This window comes from Providencia sp. PROV267 (assembly GCF_028477825.1).
Lineage (GTDB): Bacteria > Pseudomonadota > Gammaproteobacteria > Enterobacterales > Enterobacteriaceae > Providencia > Providencia stuartii.
Map to the genome: position 1 here is coordinate 291,528 of NZ_JAMPLX010000005.1, position 19,738 is coordinate 311,265.

Below are 19,738 nucleotides of genomic sequence, written 5' to 3' on the forward strand. Positions count from 1 at the left end.
GAATTAATTAACATCACTATTCACATCCGTAAAGCCCTTCTCAACGTTCGCGAATATGTAATGGTGGTTGCTGGTGAATAAATGCCGTTAGCTCTTGCTGGGATGGCGCTGCACTGATTGCCCCTTTACGTGTTGTCGCTAATGCACCACAAGCTGTTGCTTGTGTAATGACTTTCATTAAATCGTCATCATTATCACTCACTCCAAATTGGGCGATGGCCGCAAGCAATCCAGCCATAAAAGCATCACCAGCCCCCGTCGTATCAACACTTTCGACACGATATGCGCTAATGCCGATTTGATGAGTATGGGTTAATACCAAGCAGCCCTTCGCTCCCTGAGTGACAACTTTCAAACGGGCAGGATAATTCTTGAGTTTCTCTATTGCCCTATCCAATGTCACCTCCTCAACAAGCCACAATAACTCATCTTCCGAGAGTTTCAGTATGTCTGCCTGATAAGCAAATTCATCGACCTTGGTATGCATTTCAATAGGATCCGACCACATTTGAGGTCGAATATTAATATCAAAACTGAGTAATCCCCCCGCTTGCTGAATTTTATCAATTGCTTCATTTAATGATGCGCGGCAAACTGGATGAACAAGCGCTAACGAACAAAAATGCAGTATATCTTTTTCAAAACGCGGTAAATTTTTGTTACTGAGAAATTGATCTGCCGAAGGTGAAACTAAAAAGGAAAACTCACGTTCACCGTTTTCATGTAAAGACACTAACACCGTACTCGTGCGATACCGCTCATCAAATTCCATCGTGCTAGTATCAACACCGATATCAAATAACGTCTTTTGCATAAAATGACCAAAAGCATCTTCGCCTACGCGCCCAATAAAACCACTTGGTATCCCTAATTTTGCAACACCAGCAGCGACATTCACAGGAGCCCCACCAGCACAGGCTTCATATTGCATACTGTGCAGAGGAATTAAATCAACGACCGCATCACCTAAAGACCAAACTTTCATATTCACCCCATTCGAAGATTGAATGACTCGACATACAATTATTACATTAACACAAATTAGTACTGGAAAACCCAGATTGTTAACGTTAACATTTAAAGCTTAGAGTATAAATAAAAGACAATATTAACGCACGTGTTATATCGCCTCATCCTATTTATGGATCAATGTGCATTACCTAATCTTTTTAACAATAAGCACTGATAAACAATCGGTACACGTAAAGGAGCTATGATGAAACAACGTATTGAACAAGCATCGATAGCGCTTGAAACAGCGAGACAATCTCTAAACAAGCAATTTTATCCTGAATATCATCTTGCCTCTTATGCGGGTTGGTTAAATGATCCAAATGGGCTTGTTTATCATAATGGTCTATACCATGCTTTTTACCAACATCATCCCTACAGTTCAGATTGGGGACCAATGCATTGGGGGCATGCTACGAGTCAAGATATGCTCCACTGGTCACATCAACCTATCGCCCTCGCACCGGGTAATGACTATGATCGCGACGGTTGTTTTTCAGGCTCTGCGGTCAGTCATCATGGAAAACTATACTTATTTTACACCGGTCATATTTGGTTATCCGATGAAGGGGATGACAGCGAGATCTATCAAGCGCAGTGCCTTGCAGTGAGTGAAGATGGCATACATTTTGAGAAAAAAGGTGTCCTTATCCCTCCACCTGAAGGTTATATGCACTTCCGTGACCCAAAAGTTTGGTATCAAGATTCCCGTTGGTGGATGGTCGTTGGTGCAAGAGACCATTTAAATCAGGGGCAAATTCTCCTCTTTAGCACAGAGGATCTACTTAATTGGCCTAGTGAATACCAAGTTTTGGCTAAAACAGAAGATAAAAATGTTTATATGTGGGAATGCCCTGATTTTTTCCCTTTAGGCGAACAGTTTGTCACATTATTTTCCCCTCAAGGCAAAAAACCATCGGGTCATCAGTATCGAAACCGTTTCCAAAATGGCTATCTTGTGGGTCATTGGTCACCGCAACAGCCTTATGAAATAACTCACCATTTTACCGAAATCGATTTTGGTCATGACTTTTATGCGCCGCAAACTTTCTTATCTAAAGATGGACGGCGTATAGCGATTGCTTGGATGGATATGTGGGAAAGCCATATGCCATCAAAACCTCACGGTTGGTCAGGCTGCTTTACCATCCCAAGAGAGCTAACCTTGAACAACCAAGGTAAAATACAGGTAACCCCAATTAAAGAACTGGCATCGTTACGGCAAGAAGCTATTGAGATCACACCTTGTGTGTTAGAAAAAAATAGTGTGATTAAAATGTATGATGATGCCAAAGCCTGTGAAATTGAATTAATTTGGGATTTACAGAATAGCCCGGCTGAAAAATTCGGTTTTTGGATTGGCAATGGTGCTCAATTCTTCATTGATGGGCAGACACAAACCTTAATGCTCACCCGCCACTATCCAGAATATGTTATTAGTGATTACCGCTGTGCGCCGTTACCACAAACCCAGTATCTCAAAATGCGTGCTTTTATTGATAAATCTAGCATTGAAGTTTTTATCAATGAGGGGGAAATGTGTTTTACCAGCCGAATTTATCCGCAAGAAGGGGAGCGAGCTTTAACTTTATTTGCCATAAACCAGAAAGCCAAATTAATAAAGGCGACATTATGGCCACTGCATAAAGCGGTCGAATAACCACTTTTTAAGGATCGCGAATAAACCGTGATCCTTTCATTAAATTGATGAGCGCTCCAGAAGGTCACAAGAAACATACTGTGTACCTTCAATTTTTCGTTGTTCAATAATATGTAATGCTGCCTCCTGCCCTAACTGATAGTGAGGCAGCACAACCGTACTCAATGGTGGATAAAACAGCTCCCCAACCGCAATCATATTGTCATACCCCAATACGGCAACATCTTTAGGTATACGCAGCCCTTTGCTCAGCAAAACCTGATACGCTAAAAAAGCGATACGATCATTACCACATACCACAACATCAAAATCAGGTTTACCACTTTCACAATGCCTATTAATAAGGTCGATCACATCCAGATAATGTTCATCACCAAGCGCTAAGTGATATTGTTTTAATGCCTCTTGTGGTAATCCAGCCGACTTCCATGAAGATTCAACCGCTTCTCTACGGGTCTGTCCTGCTAATGTTTCTTTTGGAATATACAAACACAAAGGGCGTCGATAACCTTTTTCAATCAGTTTGCACATTGCATGATACTGCCCGTGGTAATCATCAGGGATATAGGCAGGAAAATTCTGCTGTGGGTCAATACAGTTTGCCAATACAAGAGGATAAGTATGTAGCCCTTCTGGTATAGATACTTCTCTTAGCCCCATTGTTGTATAAATGATACCATCCGGCCGCTGCGACAATAATTGTCGTACAGCACGCTCATTATCATCATTTGATGTGATATTGACCACAAAACTACTCCAACCAAACTGCCTTGCGGTCTGTTCTATTGAAAGAATAATTTCAACTGAGTAAGGTGTTGTAGCCGTATCAAGCGCAAGTACACCAACCGTGGATATTTTCGACCCCTTCCCACGAATTTTTCGAGCGGAAAAATCAGGAACATAGTTAAGTGTTTGAATGGCTTGCTGCACCTGTTTTAGGGTATCAGGTTTCAGAAGCTCAGGGTTATTGATGGCTCTTGAGACTGTCATCAATGAAACATTAGCAAGTCGAGCCACATCTTTTAAAGAAGCCATTACGTGTTTTCACTCAGCCATATAATAACGAATGAAAATTCTAACATGATAAGGATAAAAATCACCTACAGGAGTGATTAAATATATTTGTGATTATTACAAATGAAACTATACTAAATCTAGTATTAGAGCTTTTTATGACTACTATTTTACGATATTATCATTCCATTACATAAAAAAATTTTATAATATATCTAAAATATATAGTGAGATAAACAAAGTATACGTGTTTCTACTTACCATATAGTAAGATATTTATTATTTTTTACTTAATGACACAAACGTTAACCATTAACCCTACTTTTATATTAAATTTACCTAGTCGCGAAATATAATATAAATTAAGGTCGTTAAAGGTCCGTAAATACATTAATAATAAATCTAAAAAATTAGCAAGAAAATATTACCATTAGCTTACGTAGCAATCTGGCTCAACGTATTTTTCAAATTTTATATGAATATCAAATCAGTGTAACAGGAGTATGGTGATGAATAACACCATTCACGTAATCATAGAAAATGATAATGTCATTAAGAATAAACTGAAACTAATGATGGAATCTTTTGGTTTCAATTTTAAGTTCTATAATGATGAAGATTTATTTACAAGTAATTATACGTACCCTCAAGAAGAAGGAGCAAAAGAGTGTGTATTAATATTCCTAAACAGTGAAAATAATCATATTGGCAGATTGAATAATATCAATGGTTCATTAGGTATCATCCCTTTTATTATCCTATCAGAAAAGCCATCTGTAGAGCTTTGCCGTGAAAGTTTCAAATCCGGCGCATTTGATTTCTTTTCATTTCCATTTAAAGATTCGGATATCGCGCATGCTGTCAGCCATGCTATGGAATTGTTTGCTAATGAGCATTCTGAGCTCAAGAAATACAATAAATTAGCAGATAAATTTGATCGTCTTTCCAATCGAGAAAAAGAGATCATGGATATGATCCTAGAAGGTAACACGAGTAAGGAAACTGCTGAAAAATTAGCACTTTCACCAAGAACGGTTGAAGTTCATCGCTCAAATATTTATACAAAACTCGGCATAAAATCGTTACCGCAATTAATACAAGAGTATGAATATATAAATACTTACTCTAGAAATTTATGACATCATTGATTATCAATGCACATTGTCGATAATATTAATTTAGCTATTTAGCTTTAATTAATTAAAAAATTTAACCATTAATATATTTTTATTTTGAATATTAAGGTTTTTACAGTTTTAATTGCTATAGGCCATTTTCATGGCTAGATTAGTTAATGTTCTGGGCTGCCACATGTAAACTTGCAGTGTGTCAGCCTCCTTCGCCGATATCGTTAATGTTACTTAAGTGAATTATTATTTTCACCGTGAAATAATTTCGCATATTAGTTTTAAGTTATTTCACTTATCTCCCTCTTTCATATAAATAACCGCCTAGGTGCACTCAACTTTTCTTTTAAATTTAAGTTACTCCCCGTTAAATCCTATTCTCTAAAAATGCTCTTAATCTAAAAAAAACGGTTCAAAACTGACATCCAAGTATCAATGATTAGTCAATAATAATGCCGTTACTTCATTTTTCTTTAATTTTTGTATCAGTAAGCTGACACCATGAAAATTTCAGGAAAAGGGAGCAAACGTTTTTAAGTCTCGATCCTTGCCACACAGCAAACATCCATGAGCATTGGCTGGTTTATTTGCGCTTCCGCTAATATTTTGCACTTTTATTGCTCAATAACAGCCGAGGCGCTCTCTTTTTGCCGTAAAATTCCCTATTATCAAACGATACGATTGAACGCCACACTTTGGTAAAGGAGAAGGATATGATTGGTCTCATTATTGTTTCTCATAGTAAATTGCTCGCTGATGGGTTGCATCAACTTGCAGCGCAAATGCAAAACAAACAAAAGTGTCACATCATCACCGCGGCAGGTGTTGATGATGAAACTCACCCTATCGGCACAGATGCGGTAAAAGTGATGGAGGCAATCGAAAGTTTATCCGATGCCGAGCATATCATTTTATTAATGGACTTAGGCAGTGCACTACTCAGTGCAGAAACGGCACTTGATCTCATCGATCCAGATTTGGCAGAAAAGGTTCATTTATGTAGCGCCCCTTTAGTGGAAGGCGCCATAGCGATTACGGCCGCCGCATCGGGTGGAGCTTCAATTGATGAAATATTAAATGAAGCTCAACAAGCTTTACAGGCAAAACAGCAACAGCTAAATGACACCGTCACTACCACTGAGAATGAAAAAGACAAACATACTCATTTTTCAGAGCAGGCATTAACAACCCAATGGGTGGTCAAAAATCCTTCGGGCCTACATATCCGCCCAGCGGCAAAATTAGCAACGTTGCTTTCTGGTTTTACAGCCACACTAGAATTACGTCATGGTGAAAAACGCGCGGATGCGAAAAGCATGAACCAAATTGCGTTATTACAAGTGCGTCAAGGTGACAAAATTACTTTGGTTGCAGAAGGAGTAGATAGCCAAAATGCCATCGATGCTTTTAATCAGCTTGCCCAACACAATTTTGGAGATAACATCGCAACAACGGACAGCAAAACCTTTGTAGGGAAAACGGTCTATGTACCAACCGTAGCAGGGTTAGCTCATCACCACACTCCAAACACTGAACCTTGCATTTCGTCTTATCAAACAAGTGAAAACGAAACCCGTAGGGCCACCAAAGCAATTGAACAGTTAAAAACGCACTTAGATTCTCTCGCTAATACACTGAGCGAACAATATGGTGAAGAGATTGCCAATATTTTTCGAGGACATCGCTTATTATTAGAAGATGATGAACTTGTAGAATCAATCACACAAAGCATCGAAAATGAACGCAATACTGCCTATGACGCGATTTCCAACATATTCAACAATATGTCAAAACAGTATCAGCAACTAGACGATGAGTATTTACAAGCTCGATTTATTGATATTGAAGACTTAAAAAATCAGTTACTTATGTCAATATCATCTGTCGCACAGCCATCATGTGCTTTCACCGAGCCTACGATTATTTTAAGCGGTAACTTAGGCCCCTCTGAACTACTTCGCTACAGAAACACAAACGTAGTGGGTGTTGCTCTGGCAAATGGTTCCCCTTATTCCCATACCTGTATTATTGCGGCAAAAATGGGGCTACCGATATTAACGGATCTTGGCGACAACATTCACCAAATAGCTGAACAAACAAAATTACAATTATCTATTGAGACTCGCTCATTAATAGTGGCGTCATAAATAGTGAAACGGTGAGCTTCAACTACCACCACTGACAATTTCTGATAGATTCAACATAGGCCGCCGTAAAAATATACGGCGGTTTGTGTAACGACTCGAAAGGCTTTTATATCTCTTGATGATAACCATCAATTACAACCATTTTTTGCTCATTGTTTTTCATGCATAATGAGGCCGCTTTGAGTTAGTTACTTATATTCCTTAATATTAATGTCGTATTGCTTTAGTTTTCGCCAAAGCGTTGTTCTCCCCATATTCAAGACTTGATGCATCTCTTGGACCTTTCCACCACAAAGCCTTGCCGCTTCGATAATTGCCGCTTTTTCGACTTCCTGAATACTCAGCTCTCGGCGCTCTGTAGGTTGATGTTTTTCAAAAACCAACTCTTGCAAACATAAGTGACGCTTTATTTTCTCACTGATTTCACGACCAACAGCGTTTGCTAAGGCAAGTAGAATAGTGCTGTCAACCGTTTGAGAAGCAAACGCAACGATGGCAATTAATGCTCTATTTTCACAATAAATAGGGGCGAGATAATAAAAGGTTCCCTGTAACTTAACAGGATGAGTAAATAAGCTAAATAACGCTTCCTGAGTTGTACAATTTGATAATACGTTGGTAATAGCCAATGGTGCTGTCAGCATCTCACTTAACCACAACGTTTTTCCATTAGGCTCAATGAGTGAAGCATCGATAGTCATATCATTGATAGGAGCCAATCCGTTTTCGATAGCAAGACTGGCAAAATGAATTAACAACTCTGAAGAAATCGCCTTTGCCACTTCTTTTGATCTGGGAGAAATTACTGGAGATGATAAATCAATAGACATAGCCATCCTTATACATCCGTAAGTCATTCTCAAATTATGTCAATTTTTCATGAAATTTTAATATCACAAATCAAATAATACATGAATAGTTTTTTATCCTTTGATCTAGGACAATAACATTGATTATATCGAAATTAGATACTAATAATGCGACTAAAAAAAGCCTGCTCGTTCAATTATTGAGCAGGCTTTTGTCTATTATCTTTTCACTTGGTGGTTATTCAGAGACAATAGAACCCCAGAGATCATACTCATCAGCATGCTCAATCAGCACATTAACAATGTCACCTGGCTTCACGTCAAATTCACCATTTAAATAAACCATACCATCAATTTCTGGGGCATCCGCCATACTACGACCAATTGCACCTTCATCATCGACTTCATCAATGATAACAGACAATTTGCGCCCAATTTTTTCTTGCAACCTTTCTGTTGAAATTTGTTGTTGCAACTGCATAAAACGATGATAGCGCTCCTCTTTAACTTCTTCAGGAACCTGATCGGCTAGCTCGTTCGCTTTCGCGCCTTCAACTGGACTATATTTAAAGCAGCCAACGCGATCAAGGCGCGCTTCTTGTAAGAAGTCGAGTAACATTTGGAAATCTTCTTCCGTTTCCCCTGGGAAGCCCACAATAAAAGTAGAGCGTAAAGTTAATTCAGGGCAAATTTCACGCCAGCGTTTAATACGCTCAAGTGTTCTTTCGACCGCACCTGGGCGTTTCATGAGTTTTAGAATTTTTGGGCTAGCATGCTGCAATGGAATATCCAAATAAGGAAGAACTTTCCCTTCCGCCATCAATGGGATTACCTCATCAACATGTGGATATGGGTAGACATAATGTAAGCGAACCCACACACCAAGTGACGCTAATTGCTCACATAAGCCAACCATACTGGTTTTAACGGGTTTACCTTCCCAAAAGCCTGTACGATGTTTGACATCAACACCATAAGCGGAAGTATCTTGTGAGATCACCAGTAGCTCTTTAACACCTGATTCAACTAAGCGTTTTGCTTCATTTAGTACATCCCCAATGGCGCGACTATCTAAGTCACCACGCATGGATGGAATAATGCAGAATGTACAACGGTGATTACAACCTTCCGATATCTTCAAATAGGCATAATGTTTTGGCGTTAATTTAACACCTTGCTCAGGAACTAAGCTCAAAAAAGGATCATGTTCTGGTTTTGGCACATAATGATGAACATGATTGAGTACTTGCTCATAACTATGAGGGCCTGTAATTTCGAGTACTTTTGGGTGTACTTCGCGGATTTGGTTTTCTTTAGCCCCAAGACACCCTGTCACAATCACTTTGCCATTTTCATTTAATGCTTCACCAATCGCTTCAAGAGACTCTTGAACGGCACTATCAATAAAGCCACAAGTATTCACAATGACCAAATCAGCATCATCATAACTTGGTACAACTTGATAGCCATCTGTGCGTAGTTCAGTCAAGATACGTTCTGAATCGACAAGATTTTTTGGGCAGCCAAGTGAAACAAAACCAATTTTTGGCACCGGATTAGTATTTTGCGACATAACTCACTTCTTTTATTGTTTTAAAAAATGGGCTGGATTTTACCTGAAGTATAGTAAAAATTGTACAAATTTTTAGCTATGAACATTGATTAGATTAAGCCATTTACCTCTTAAGGATTTTACCGCTATAAAATAGACATTATTAATACATCGTTATTTATTAGCTATCAAATTTGACTTATGTTACCCTCTTCGATTCCATTAAAAAGAGTTGATGCTAAATACTGTTCGTTAAAATATGAAGAAAAATAAGAGCAAGAATAAGAAAAGCAACAGACGTAGAAATAACCATAGCTACAACAGCAATACTTTCAGTATAGATAGCATGAGTAACGACAATAGTATCAGTAACAACAATAACCCTTATGTTATCTTCGAAACGATAATTTACCCATTACCAAATGAACTAAAACGCCCTATAGAACCCGTAATTGGCCATGGTAATCAAGCAGTTATTTATTTTTTATGGCTATTTTTTGCATTGCTATATGCATTTACTTCTCTCATTTTATGGGAAGTTATCTTGGGAAAGTTACTTTTTATTACTATTGAGGCCATACTATTAGTTTCATTTTATGCTCTACTAAAACGATTAAGTAAAACTGTTGGTTATTTTTCTGTAGATAACGACGGATTTCGTATTATTAATACCCTATATCCAAACGGGAACATTGAAATACTCTGGGAAACTATTTGCTCTGAGTATATTGTGCATATTAAAACAAGCGGTAGAAATCGGCCTGACTATCTTGTTTTTCAATATAAAAATGCCTCAAATGAGCGTAAAGAATATAAATTACCCCTCGAAAACTGGCTTAACTATTCACTTTTCTCTCCAATAGAAAAAAGGAAGTGGATGCTCAAGGCGGTCCTTAAAGGACTTGCGAGAACTCCTGATATAAAAATCAATCAAAGTGTATTTACTAAACTCGATGTAAACCCAAAAACCTTTGAATTTGCACCATCAAAGAGAAGGGTAGAAAATATAGAGGCCATTATTATCTCAATCATAATTTTAGGTCTTTCCTTTATATTATGGACATTTTTGTCCATAAACCTACCATTTTCATGGGCTTTAGGTTTGTTATTAGCTTCAGTTATCCCGATATTTATTGGATTGACTTTATTTATGAGTTGGCTTTATCCAGAAACTGTAAACAATATTAGCTATACCAATACCGATACCGATACCGATACCGATAACGTTAATAAATAATCACCTTAGCTGTCGCACTTTCCTCATTTGGTCTACCTAATGAAACGAATATAAACCACAAAGCCGAAAGCTATTCCCTATCAACTCTCGGCTTAAAAAACACTAACGATTTATTGAACGAGCAATACGTGAATAAGTATGCCGAACACCTCGGATCACAATGCCATAATTTAAAATATTCTCTGGTAATGCAATACCGTTATAGCCCGAATCGCCGATATGATGCAGATCTGTTCCTGCCATTTTACACATCAGCGCAATTTGGCGAATGGTTTGTATATCCGCCCCTTCTTGCGATGTCCCAATTGCCGTCATCGTTAATACCCCTTGTGAATGACAATAAGCCACCATTTTTTGCACAAATTCGGCTGAGATCCCCGGCACCGTTCCAGGGGCTGGTAATAAAATCACATCTGCACCGCTATCAATAAAACTACGAATATCCGTCTCGGTAATTAACTGCTCAGCAGATTCATTTAACACCCCCGCAGCATGCATTTTGCCCGTGACCAAGATAATATTTTCACCCACAGCCGCTTTAAGCTCTTTTAGGCTTAAATTAATTTCATGATTGGTGACGCCATTGCCTGGATTTCCCGTTAATACAATAATATCCACTCCCATCTCTTTTAATTTGATGGCATTTTTTACCGTAGCTAATCGCCCTTCAGATATTTTCCACTGCGCATCTTGATGAGGATTATTAAAACCTGCGGGAACAGGCTCTAGATTCACGCCGATAGCTCGGCCAGTAAGGCGTTTTAACGTGCGGATGATCTCTGTTTGAGGTGTATTATCAGGAAGCCCTTGAACAACGGGATTATCCACATCAAAAATGTTTAATAGTAAAATGTCAGCACCTTGACTCGCTGCAAGTTCAGCATTTGTCACATTCATTAAAACAGGTTGAATAGTGCCAATAGTCTCAGAAACCACTAGGCGCCCTTCACTTCCTTTAATCGCTTCTAATAATGCCTTTTTATTCATATGCAGTATTTCAGAAGCCGTACAATCAAGATAACGTTTTTGCATACTTTACACCTTTATATATTCGTGGGGTGATAATAAACAAACTCTGTTCAATTCATCGTGACATAAAATCAATAAGCTGATTATATTCGATATAACAAGATATTTTTTAAAGAATAATAACTTTCTTACTGTAATTATTTTTTTAAAACTTTTCATGTATTTGGCGTTAAATGAAATTTTCAGCTTAAACTTTAACTTGAACAGCAGTAATAATAATGATTATCATTGCGCTTCCTATAATAAAATAATGGTAAGGACAAAATGATGAAACTCGCTTATCAAGCTGCTGTTTCGGGTTTAGCTCTATTCTCTGTGGCTGCTTTTGCTCAAGAATACCCTTTAGGCCAGCCCGTCATTAAAAATGGAATGGAAATCCAAGGTGTTTATCTACAGCCTATCACAATGGATACCGAAGAAGGACAACATGCAATGTCCCACCTTCCAGCCGATAAAGCAGATATCCATTTAGAAGCAGATATTCATGCGGTTGAAGATAATCCGAATGGTTTTGCTGAAGGTGATTGGATCCCATATCTCAGCATCGAATACACAGTAACTAAACTTGGTGACAAACCCCAAACCCAAACGGGTACTTTCATGCCAATGGTCGCAAGTGATGGGCCTCACTATGGCGAAAACATCAAGTTAGATGGTAATGGTAAATACAAGGTAACCTACAAAATTTATCCACCATCCTACAACAAACAAGTTGCCTTTGGTCGTCATATCGATAAAGAAACAGGCGTTGCTCCTTGGTTCAAACCTTTCGAAGTTTCATGGGAGTTTGACTATGCGGGCGTCGGCCGTAAAGGCAGCTACTAACCTACGAATCAATACTCTAAATCATTCGGGATGCAGCTAAGTGAAATGAATGTATCACAAGGATCATACAAACCTTTATGAACTGTGCGCATCAGCATCACTAATATCGCTGTTATTTAAACTTGAATATCGCGAGTGTATAGGGTTTAAGGGCTAGCCGCTGCTTAATTGCTGCGAATAGCCCTTTTACTTTTATTAAAGGTCACTTTTGTTGAGCTAAATGAAGATGAGAACACTACTAAGCCTTACTCTGCTTCTTTTTTCAGTGCTAATACCGAATACGGTTTTCGCAGCAGAAAAATTTACCGTCGAACTCGAAATGAAAAATGGTGACTTGATCCCACGAGTCCTTGAGGTTCCTGCAAAAACTATTATTCGGATCAAAATCACCAATACAGGCACTGAACCTGCAGAGTTTGAAAGCACCCAATTACGCAAAGAAAAAGTGCTCGCTCCGGGGGCTAGCTCTGTTGTCGTCATTGCACCTCTAAAACCAGGAAGTTACACCTTTTTTGATGATTTTCACCTGTCTCACCCAAAAGGTGAGATCATAGCGAAGTAGTAGGATAATTTATGGGGCAAGTTCTGTTTGTTGTATGGCGTGAAAGCTTTGAAGCGCTACTCGTTATCGGCATTATCTATGCGTGGATCAAACACCACCCAGATGCACGAAATGGAATGCGTTTTTTATGGACTGGGGTTGCCCTCGGTCTTCTCATTTCCATTTTGTTAGCATTACTCATTTATGGCGTATTTAATATTCTTGATGATACAGGGCAATCCCTGTTTATGATCTTTATGGAATTCCTTGCGTGTATATTAATCGTCCAAATGGTCTATTGGATGAATAAGCATGGTCGTTCCTTAAAATCCGAAATTGAATCCGGTATTAGCCGAAATGCAGAGCGCCATAATTGGTGGGGAGCAGCACTCATCATCGCTATTGCTATCGCTCGAGAAGGTAGTGAGATCGTTGTTTTCCTATCTAGCTTTATCATGTCATTAAATGCAGAAAATGCTTCAGGATTTGCTTTAGAAGTCGCAGGTGGCGTATTAATTGCAGGCCTAACATTATATGCCTTCTTGCTTACTAACCGTTTTATTTCATGGAAGCTGTTCTTTAAAATCACCGGCGTGGTCTTACTCTTTCTTGCTTTATCGCTACTACTCAAAGGGGTTGAAGAGAGCACAAACTTATTAATTGAATATGATTATGCTATTCCTGAGTTTTTAATTTACCCAGCATGGGATACGACAGCACTATTAGATGATTCAAATATTGTAGGTAATTTTATCTCTTCGTTCTTCGCTTACCGCTCACAGCCAATTTGGCTAAGTGTAATTACATTTGTCATTTATTGGATAGTCGTTATCGCGCTGTTTTCTCGGAGTAAAAAACATGCGTAATGCTAAAACACTAAAGTCTATGTTTCTATGCGGTATGGTTTTAGTCATAGCAATACCCACTACTGTATCAGCAAAAGCATTAAGATCCCCTGTACAAACAGGGGATGACATAATTATCGCTAAAGGTGATATTCCCACCCCTGAGAAATATCATTCCGCCATTACAAATTATTTAAGTTATACAACGGAACAATTAGGCAAAATGGTTTCTCAACTGGAAACCTTGAACAAAAGTTTAAAAAAAGGCGACCTCAAAACCGCTGAACAAGCCTATATTCAGGCACATCAATATTACGAATCTGTTCGCCCAATTATTATATTGTTTGGTAATACTGACAGAACCATTAATGCTAGGGCTGACTACTTTCTTGATAAAGAAAAAGATTACCGTTTCACTGGTTTCCATCTTATTGAATATCAATTATTTGACCGTAAAGACAGTAAAGCGGCACTCGCTGCAACCGATGAGCTACTGCTAAAAGCCCGGGATCTTCAAAAACGCGTAGCGACTGAACGTGTTGAGATACCTAAATTAGTGCAAGCGTCAGCCGATTTTATTGAGATGATCCTTGAAACTAAATTGGCTGGCAAAGAGAATATCTATAGCCAATCTGATTTGAGCGATATAGCAGCAAACCTGCAAGGCTCACAACACGTTATTAAAGTGCTGACCCCTTTTATCGCTCCCAACGTGCTCCAACGTATCCAAAATAATTATCAAAAGGCCAATGAGATCATGAAGCCTTATCAATTGCCCTCGGGGATTTACCAGCCTTATAACCAGTTGAGCAAAAAAGACATGATGGCACTTTATTCCGTATTAACGCAGCAAGCTGAAGACCTCGCACAGCTCAGATATCAGCTCAGTGTTGATGTATATTATAAATATTGAGGTAACAAGCCATGAAGGCTAAATTACAAAACGATTCTACAACTGTCAGCTTATCTCGGCGCAATGCATTAAAAACATTAGCTGTTGGTAGTTTTATTGCAGCGGCTCCTACATTTGCGGCTAACACGCGCCAAAATGCCTGTTTGTCGTCCTATGATAAGACGATCCCTTTTGAAGGCTTACACCAAGCGGGTGTTTTAACGCCTGAACAGAAAAATGCCTCATTTATTGCATTTAATGTCACCGTTGAATCACTCGATAAACTACAGAAGCTATTCGAAATACTGACAAAAAGAATTGCGTATCTAACGCAGGTACAAACAGCACCTAAAACTCCTAATGAGCGTATGCCGCCGGCTGAATCAGGGATTTTAGGAACTCACATTCAGCCAGATGCTTTAACTGTCACGGTTTCTCTGGGTCAGAGCTTATTTGATACACGATTTGGGTTAGATAAAATCAAACCTCGCTATCTTGTTGAAATGACCAGTTTTCCAAATGATAGGCTAGAGCAAAAGTGGTGTGGCGGTGATATCACATTACAAATTTGTGCGAATAGTCAAGAAAGCGTCATTTATGCGTTACGCGATATTTTAAGGCATACATCCCCTTTTATGTTCCCACTGTGGAAAATAGATGGTTTCTTACCTTCTCGTGATATTGACAGCCAATCAACGCCAATCAATTTATTTGGGTTTAAAGATGGCACAGGCAATGCCCCTGCCAATGATAACCAATTAATGAATGAACTTATTTGGGTTACCGAAGGAGGAAAAGAGCCTAGTTGGTGTACTGGCGGCACCTATCAAGCAGTACGACTCATCCGTTTTAATCTTGAATTTTGGGATAGAACCCCGCTTGAAGACCAAGAAAATGATTTCGGTCGCCATAAAGATACAGGGGCACCTATCGGTATGAAGCAAGAACATGATGACCCTCAATTTGACAAAGATCCTCATGGGGACCGCGTATTATTCGACTCCCACATGCGCCGTGCCGAACCTCGTAACCCTGAGCGTTATACCGCAAAACTAAGGCGCCGTAGCTACAGCTACTCACTTGGTTTAACCCCTAATGGGTTACTTGATATGGGGCTTATCTTCGTTTCATACCAAAAAAATCTTAAAACAGGTTTTATTGATACTCAAAAACGGCTTAATGGTGAGCCACTTGAACGCTATATTAAACCTTTTGGGGGTGGCTACTATTTTGTATTGCCAGGTGTACAAACAGCCCAAGACTACCTAGCTCAAGGTATGTTTGAAGCCGCCAAAAAAGCTTAATCGATTTAATTTTTGCGGGATCGCGCATTGCCTTCCCGCACTTGAATATTCTACTAAACATCATCACCCCCCTCTTTTCCCTTCTAATAGGCACATTTAAAAACAATCACAAAATCAATACATTAAATAAATCAACATCACTCACACTTAATTCGCAATAAAAAATAATGTGACCCGTATCATTTAATACGATAACCGTGTTGGACTTCATAGATTGATTTATGCTCAAAATGGCATTCACTATTACGAATAATAAGGGATCTCTATGATTAACAAACTTACGTCTGCTATCGTCATATCCTCACTTATTTACTCATTACCAAGCGGAGCACAATCATTATCTGAATTACCGCTCATGCCTTGGCCACAGCAAGTTGAAGTAAAAAATGCCGATGGAAAATGGGTATTAAATAATACGCTAGATATTTATGTAGAAGGCGATGATTTAGGTGATGCAACCCGTCGTTGGCGTGAAAGAATAGAGACCCAAACAGGCTGGCAATTAACACCACACCAAGCAAACAACACTCAAGCCCCGATAAAAATTTTTATCGAGAAAAAAGTACCTGAATTGCCATCTCTACAAATGGACGAAAGTTATCAAATCACAACAGATAACCATGGCGCCACGATCAAAGCGGCAACCCGATTTGGTGCAATGCGAGCGATGGAAACATTATTACAATTGATACAAACAGATGGGGAAAATACGTTTATCCCACTGCTTACAATTAAAGACAGTCCGCGTTTTGCTTGGCGCGGTGTGATGCTTGATTCTTCACGACATTTTTTACCAATCAATGATATCTTGCGCCAAATTGATGGTATGGCAGCCGCTAAGTTAAACGTTTTTCATTGGCACCTAACCGATGACCAAGGTTGGCGTTTTGAGTCACTTAGCTACCCTAAATTACAACAGCTAGCCAGTGATGGCCAATACTATACTCAAGATCAAATGCGCCAAGTTGTCGCCTATGCCAAAGAAAGAGGAATTCGGGTGGTGCCTGAAATTGATTTCCCTGGTCATGCCTCAGCTATTGCTGTTGCCTACCCTGAGCTTATGAGCGCACCTGGCCCTTACCAAATGGAACGTCACTGGGGAGTGCATCAGCCTCTACTTAATCCAACCCAAGAAAATGTGTACCAATTTACAGATAGCTTAATTAACGAGTTGACCACTATCTTCCCAGATGAATATATCCATATTGGCGGAGATGAGGTTGACCCAACCCAATGGAAAAACAATCCAGCTATTCAGGAGTTTATGCAAAAAAACAACCTGAAAGATACCCATGCACTACAGGCTTATTTCAATCAACGGCTTGAACAAATCCTCACAAAACATAACCGTAAAATGGTCGGTTGGGATGAAATTCAACACCCTTCACTATCAAAAAATATTGTTATTCAGTCGTGGCAAGGACAAGATTCTTTAGGCGATAGCGCTCAAGAAGGATTTAAAGGTTTACTTTCAACCGGTTTCTATCTCGACCAATCTCAAAGTGCGGCATACCATTATCGAAATGAGATACTACCTCAGCCACTTACTGTAGAGACAAATGTTAAACAGGGTGAACAATCGCAAAGTTGGCAATTTGAAATCGAAAGGTTAAAAGGTAGCCCCGTCAAAGGTAGTTTTACATTAATAAAGGGGTCAAATGGATGGCGTGGATTTATTGATTTTGCAGGTAAATCACGTCGAGAAATTAATAAGATTGAGTGGTTTTCGCCTAAACAAGTCAGTTTCTCAGTGGACACTTGGATGGGAGAAACTCGTCCTGTTGTTACTTTTACTGATGATAAATTAAGCGGTTATACCATAATAGGTAATGCTCGCTATCCAACGACAGGAACCCACTTAACAGCCATTCCCGAAGGAATTGCGCCAACCACGCCCGACAATAATAAAATGACCAATATTCTCGGCGGGGAAATTGCGTTATGGGCTGAAAATATTCGCGCTCCCATCATTGATACTAAGCTATGGCCACGTGCTTTTGCCGTATCCGAGCGCCTATGGTCTGCAAAAGATGTCAATAATGAGAATGACATGTATCGTCGCCTAAACGCAACAGATGCTTGGTCAACCATTTCGGTGGGTTTACAGCAGCATGCACAAACGGCCCGTGAATTTACACGTTTAGCAAATGGCGTTGAAATTGAGCCTTTGATGATCCTCTCTGAATCTGTAGAGCCTGCACATTACTATACTCGCCATCATCTTAAGTGGAGAGAAAACCAATATCATCAATATGAACCTCTTAACCGATTTGTCGATGCTTTACCGGCCGAAAGTATGCAAGCAAGAGCCTTCCGCCAGCATATTGACGCATTAATCGCTAAACCGAATGATACAGCGGCAGCACAATGGTTAGAGCAGAGATTAAAACGTTGGCAAGATAATATTCCACAAGTCCAGCGTCTTATTAAACAGAATGCTAACTTAGTTAGGTTAACGCCTGTTACCGAAAATGTGGAACAATTGACGGTGATTGGTTTAGAACTGATTAAGCATTATACGACAGGTGAGCCGTTAGCCGAGAGCCGTAAAGCAGCTATTTTGCAGCAGTTAGAAAAAAGCTCAGGTTTGCAAGATGAAGTTGTCATTGCAATTGTCGAACCACTAGAAAAACTACTCCGCCACATCCCGACAACAGGTCAATAGTTACAGTCAATCCCCCCTTTAGTTAAACTCAAGTGTTCGACTTTTGGGGGGAATATAATCGGTATAAAGAGTTTTAATAGTTGGAAAATCAGTCACTGTTTGTTTATGCTATTCTTTTACCTTAAGTCAAACTTACTTTAATGATATCGCCACTTTTTCAGGCATGTTTTTCATTCGCTATTTTCTCGATGATAAAGCCAGATAAGCAATAACACTTATTAATTCCATATTGAATTATTGCTTTTATGCTCTGAACTAAAATTCGTTAGATTTTAATATCTTTATATAACATAGCGATACCTACCTCACGTGCTGATTAGGGAATAAGGATTAGATGAAAAAAACGATTTTTCTCCTTTTTTTGGGAATGCTTCCAGTAGTCGTTAGTGCCGCAAGTTGTGAAGTACCAGATCATGATTTATGTATAAAAATCGAACAGGGAAATGCAACTGCTCAATACAGATTAGGTACTATGTATCAATATGGAGAAGGAGTTATACAGGATTATCAGAAGGCTAGACAGTGGTATGAGAAAGCAGCAAAACAGAACAATGCAGATGCTCAATATAAGCTTGGTGTGATGTTTAGTCATGGTTGGGGTGGGGAGCAAGATGATCAGCAAGCGCGGCTATGGTACCTGAAATCGGCCCAACAAGGAAATTCTAGCGCTCAAAGCAACTTGGGGGTGATGTTCTATCTTGGAGAAGGAGTTGAGCAGGATTACCAGCAAGCGTTACGGTGGTATTTGAAATCTGCCGAACAAAATAATAGTGCAGCTCAGAATAATCTTGGCGTGTTGTACCAGTATGGAAATGGTGTTGAACAGGATTACCAGCAGGCGCTACAGTGGTACCAGAAAGGTGCAGAACAAGACAATGAATTGGCTCAATTCAATCTAGCACAAATGTATGATAAAGGATTAGGAGTTAGACAGAGCAAATCAACTGCTAAAATTTGGTATAGCAAGTCGTGCGATAACGGTAATCAAGATGGGTGTAAAAGAGTTCTAGAACTAAAAGATATCAGTGAACAATAAATAGGGAGAGCCATTGCCGACACTGTAGACCCTGTAAATAATTC

General features: G+C 39.2%; 15 protein-coding genes and 1 pseudogene. 11 read left to right on the forward strand and 5 right to left on the reverse strand.

Going from position 1 to position 19,738, the window contains the following annotated elements; genetic code table 11:
• Nucleotides 1-40 precede the first annotated feature (40 nt).
• The gene (locus PR709_RS04495; RefSeq protein WP_272570749.1) at nucleotides 41-985 is read right to left on the reverse strand and encodes an aminoimidazole riboside kinase; all 945 of its coding nucleotides are present in this window, start codon (nucleotides 983-985) and stop codon (nucleotides 41-43) included.
• A 231-nt stretch (nucleotides 986-1,216) separates the two neighbouring features.
• Here PR709_RS04495 and PR709_RS04500 point away from each other — a divergent pair, with 231 nt between their 5' ends.
• Nucleotides 1,217-2,671: a glycoside hydrolase family 32 protein gene (locus PR709_RS04500; protein ID WP_272570751.1), complete on the forward strand. Its 1,455-nt coding sequence runs from the start codon at nucleotides 1,217-1,219 to the stop codon at nucleotides 2,669-2,671.
• 39 nt (nucleotides 2,672-2,710) lie between these two features.
• On the opposite strand, the gene PR709_RS04505 is transcribed toward PR709_RS04500, so the two are convergent.
• Complete coding sequence (locus tag PR709_RS04505) at nucleotides 2,711-3,706, reverse strand: LacI family DNA-binding transcriptional regulator (protein ID WP_036941349.1); 996 nt, start codon at nucleotides 3,704-3,706, stop codon at nucleotides 2,711-2,713.
• Nucleotides 3,707-4,194: 488 nt separating this feature from the next.
• Between PR709_RS04505 and PR709_RS04510 the strand changes: the two genes are divergently transcribed.
• Together PR709_RS04510 and dhaM are read left to right on the forward strand one after the other, a co-directional pair.
• The gene (locus tag PR709_RS04510; RefSeq protein WP_014656595.1) at nucleotides 4,195-4,824 is read left to right on the forward strand and encodes a response regulator transcription factor; all 630 of its coding nucleotides are present in this window, start codon (nucleotides 4,195-4,197) and stop codon (nucleotides 4,822-4,824) included.
• A gap of 701 nt (nucleotides 4,825-5,525) precedes the next feature.
• Nucleotides 5,526-6,959: a dihydroxyacetone kinase phosphoryl donor subunit DhaM gene (gene dhaM / locus PR709_RS04515; protein ID WP_272570753.1), complete on the forward strand. Its 1,434-nt coding sequence runs from the start codon at nucleotides 5,526-5,528 to the stop codon at nucleotides 6,957-6,959.
• Nucleotides 6,960-7,147: 188 nt separating this feature from the next.
• Here dhaM and PR709_RS04520 read toward each other — a convergent pair.
• Nucleotides 7,148-7,285 (reverse strand): annotated as a pseudogene (locus tag PR709_RS04520) (helix-turn-helix domain-containing protein); the annotation flags it as partial.
• Nucleotides 7,286-8,006: 721 nt separating this feature from the next.
• A complete protein-coding gene (gene rimO, locus PR709_RS04525; protein ID WP_272570755.1) occupies nucleotides 8,007-9,341 on the reverse strand; it encodes a 30S ribosomal protein S12 methylthiotransferase RimO in 1,335 nt (444 codons plus the stop codon).
• Nucleotides 9,342-9,579: 238 nt separating this feature from the next.
• Between rimO and PR709_RS04530 the strand changes: the two genes are divergently transcribed.
• Nucleotides 9,580-10,557: a hypothetical protein gene (locus PR709_RS04530; RefSeq protein ID WP_272570756.1), complete on the forward strand. Its 978-nt coding sequence runs from the start codon at nucleotides 9,580-9,582 to the stop codon at nucleotides 10,555-10,557.
• Between the two features lie 102 nt (nucleotides 10,558-10,659).
• On the opposite strand, the gene PR709_RS04535 is transcribed toward PR709_RS04530, so the two are convergent.
• Nucleotides 10,660-11,589 carry a DUF7916 family protein gene (locus PR709_RS04535; protein WP_004922707.1) on the reverse strand — a complete coding sequence of 310 codons (930 nt, stop codon included), beginning with the start codon at nucleotides 11,587-11,589 and terminating at the stop codon, nucleotides 10,660-10,662.
• Between the two features lie 264 nt (nucleotides 11,590-11,853).
• On the opposite strand from PR709_RS04535, the gene PR709_RS04540 reads away from it, so the two are divergent.
• The 7 genes from PR709_RS04540 to PR709_RS04570 all read left to right on the forward strand — a co-directional run bounded on the left by PR709_RS04540 (nucleotide 11,854) and on the right by PR709_RS04570 (nucleotide 19,694).
• Nucleotides 11,854-12,411: an iron transporter gene (locus PR709_RS04540; protein WP_014656600.1), complete on the forward strand. Its 558-nt coding sequence runs from the start codon at nucleotides 11,854-11,856 to the stop codon at nucleotides 12,409-12,411.
• A gap of 226 nt (nucleotides 12,412-12,637) precedes the next feature.
• Nucleotides 12,638-12,973, forward strand: coding sequence for a cupredoxin domain-containing protein (locus tag PR709_RS04545; RefSeq protein ID WP_014656601.1), 336 nt, complete (start codon nucleotides 12,638-12,640; stop codon nucleotides 12,971-12,973).
• A gap of 11 nt (nucleotides 12,974-12,984) precedes the next feature.
• Nucleotides 12,985-13,818 (forward strand): FTR1 family iron permease, encoded by an 834-nt coding sequence (locus PR709_RS04550; RefSeq protein ID WP_141173544.1) that lies wholly within the window; start codon nucleotides 12,985-12,987, stop codon nucleotides 13,816-13,818.
• Complete coding sequence (locus tag PR709_RS04555) at nucleotides 13,811-14,710, forward strand: EfeM/EfeO family lipoprotein (RefSeq protein ID WP_036941362.1); 900 nt, start codon at nucleotides 13,811-13,813, stop codon at nucleotides 14,708-14,710. Before PR709_RS04550 ends, PR709_RS04555 begins: the two co-directional genes overlap by 8 nt.
• 11 nt (nucleotides 14,711-14,721) lie before the next feature.
• A complete protein-coding gene (efeB, locus tag PR709_RS04560) occupies nucleotides 14,722-15,993 on the forward strand; it encodes an iron uptake transporter deferrochelatase/peroxidase subunit (RefSeq protein ID WP_272570757.1) in 1,272 nt (423 codons plus the stop codon).
• Nucleotides 15,994-16,258: 265 nt separating this feature from the next.
• A complete protein-coding gene (locus tag PR709_RS04565; RefSeq protein WP_272570759.1) occupies nucleotides 16,259-18,658 on the forward strand; it encodes a beta-N-acetylhexosaminidase in 2,400 nt (799 codons plus the stop codon).
• 334 nt (nucleotides 18,659-18,992) lie between these two features.
• Nucleotides 18,993-19,694 carry a tetratricopeptide repeat protein gene (locus PR709_RS04570; protein WP_060560814.1) on the forward strand — a complete coding sequence of 234 codons (702 nt, stop codon included), beginning with the start codon at nucleotides 18,993-18,995 and terminating at the stop codon, nucleotides 19,692-19,694.
• The last annotated feature ends 44 nt before the right edge of the window (nucleotides 19,695-19,738 follow it).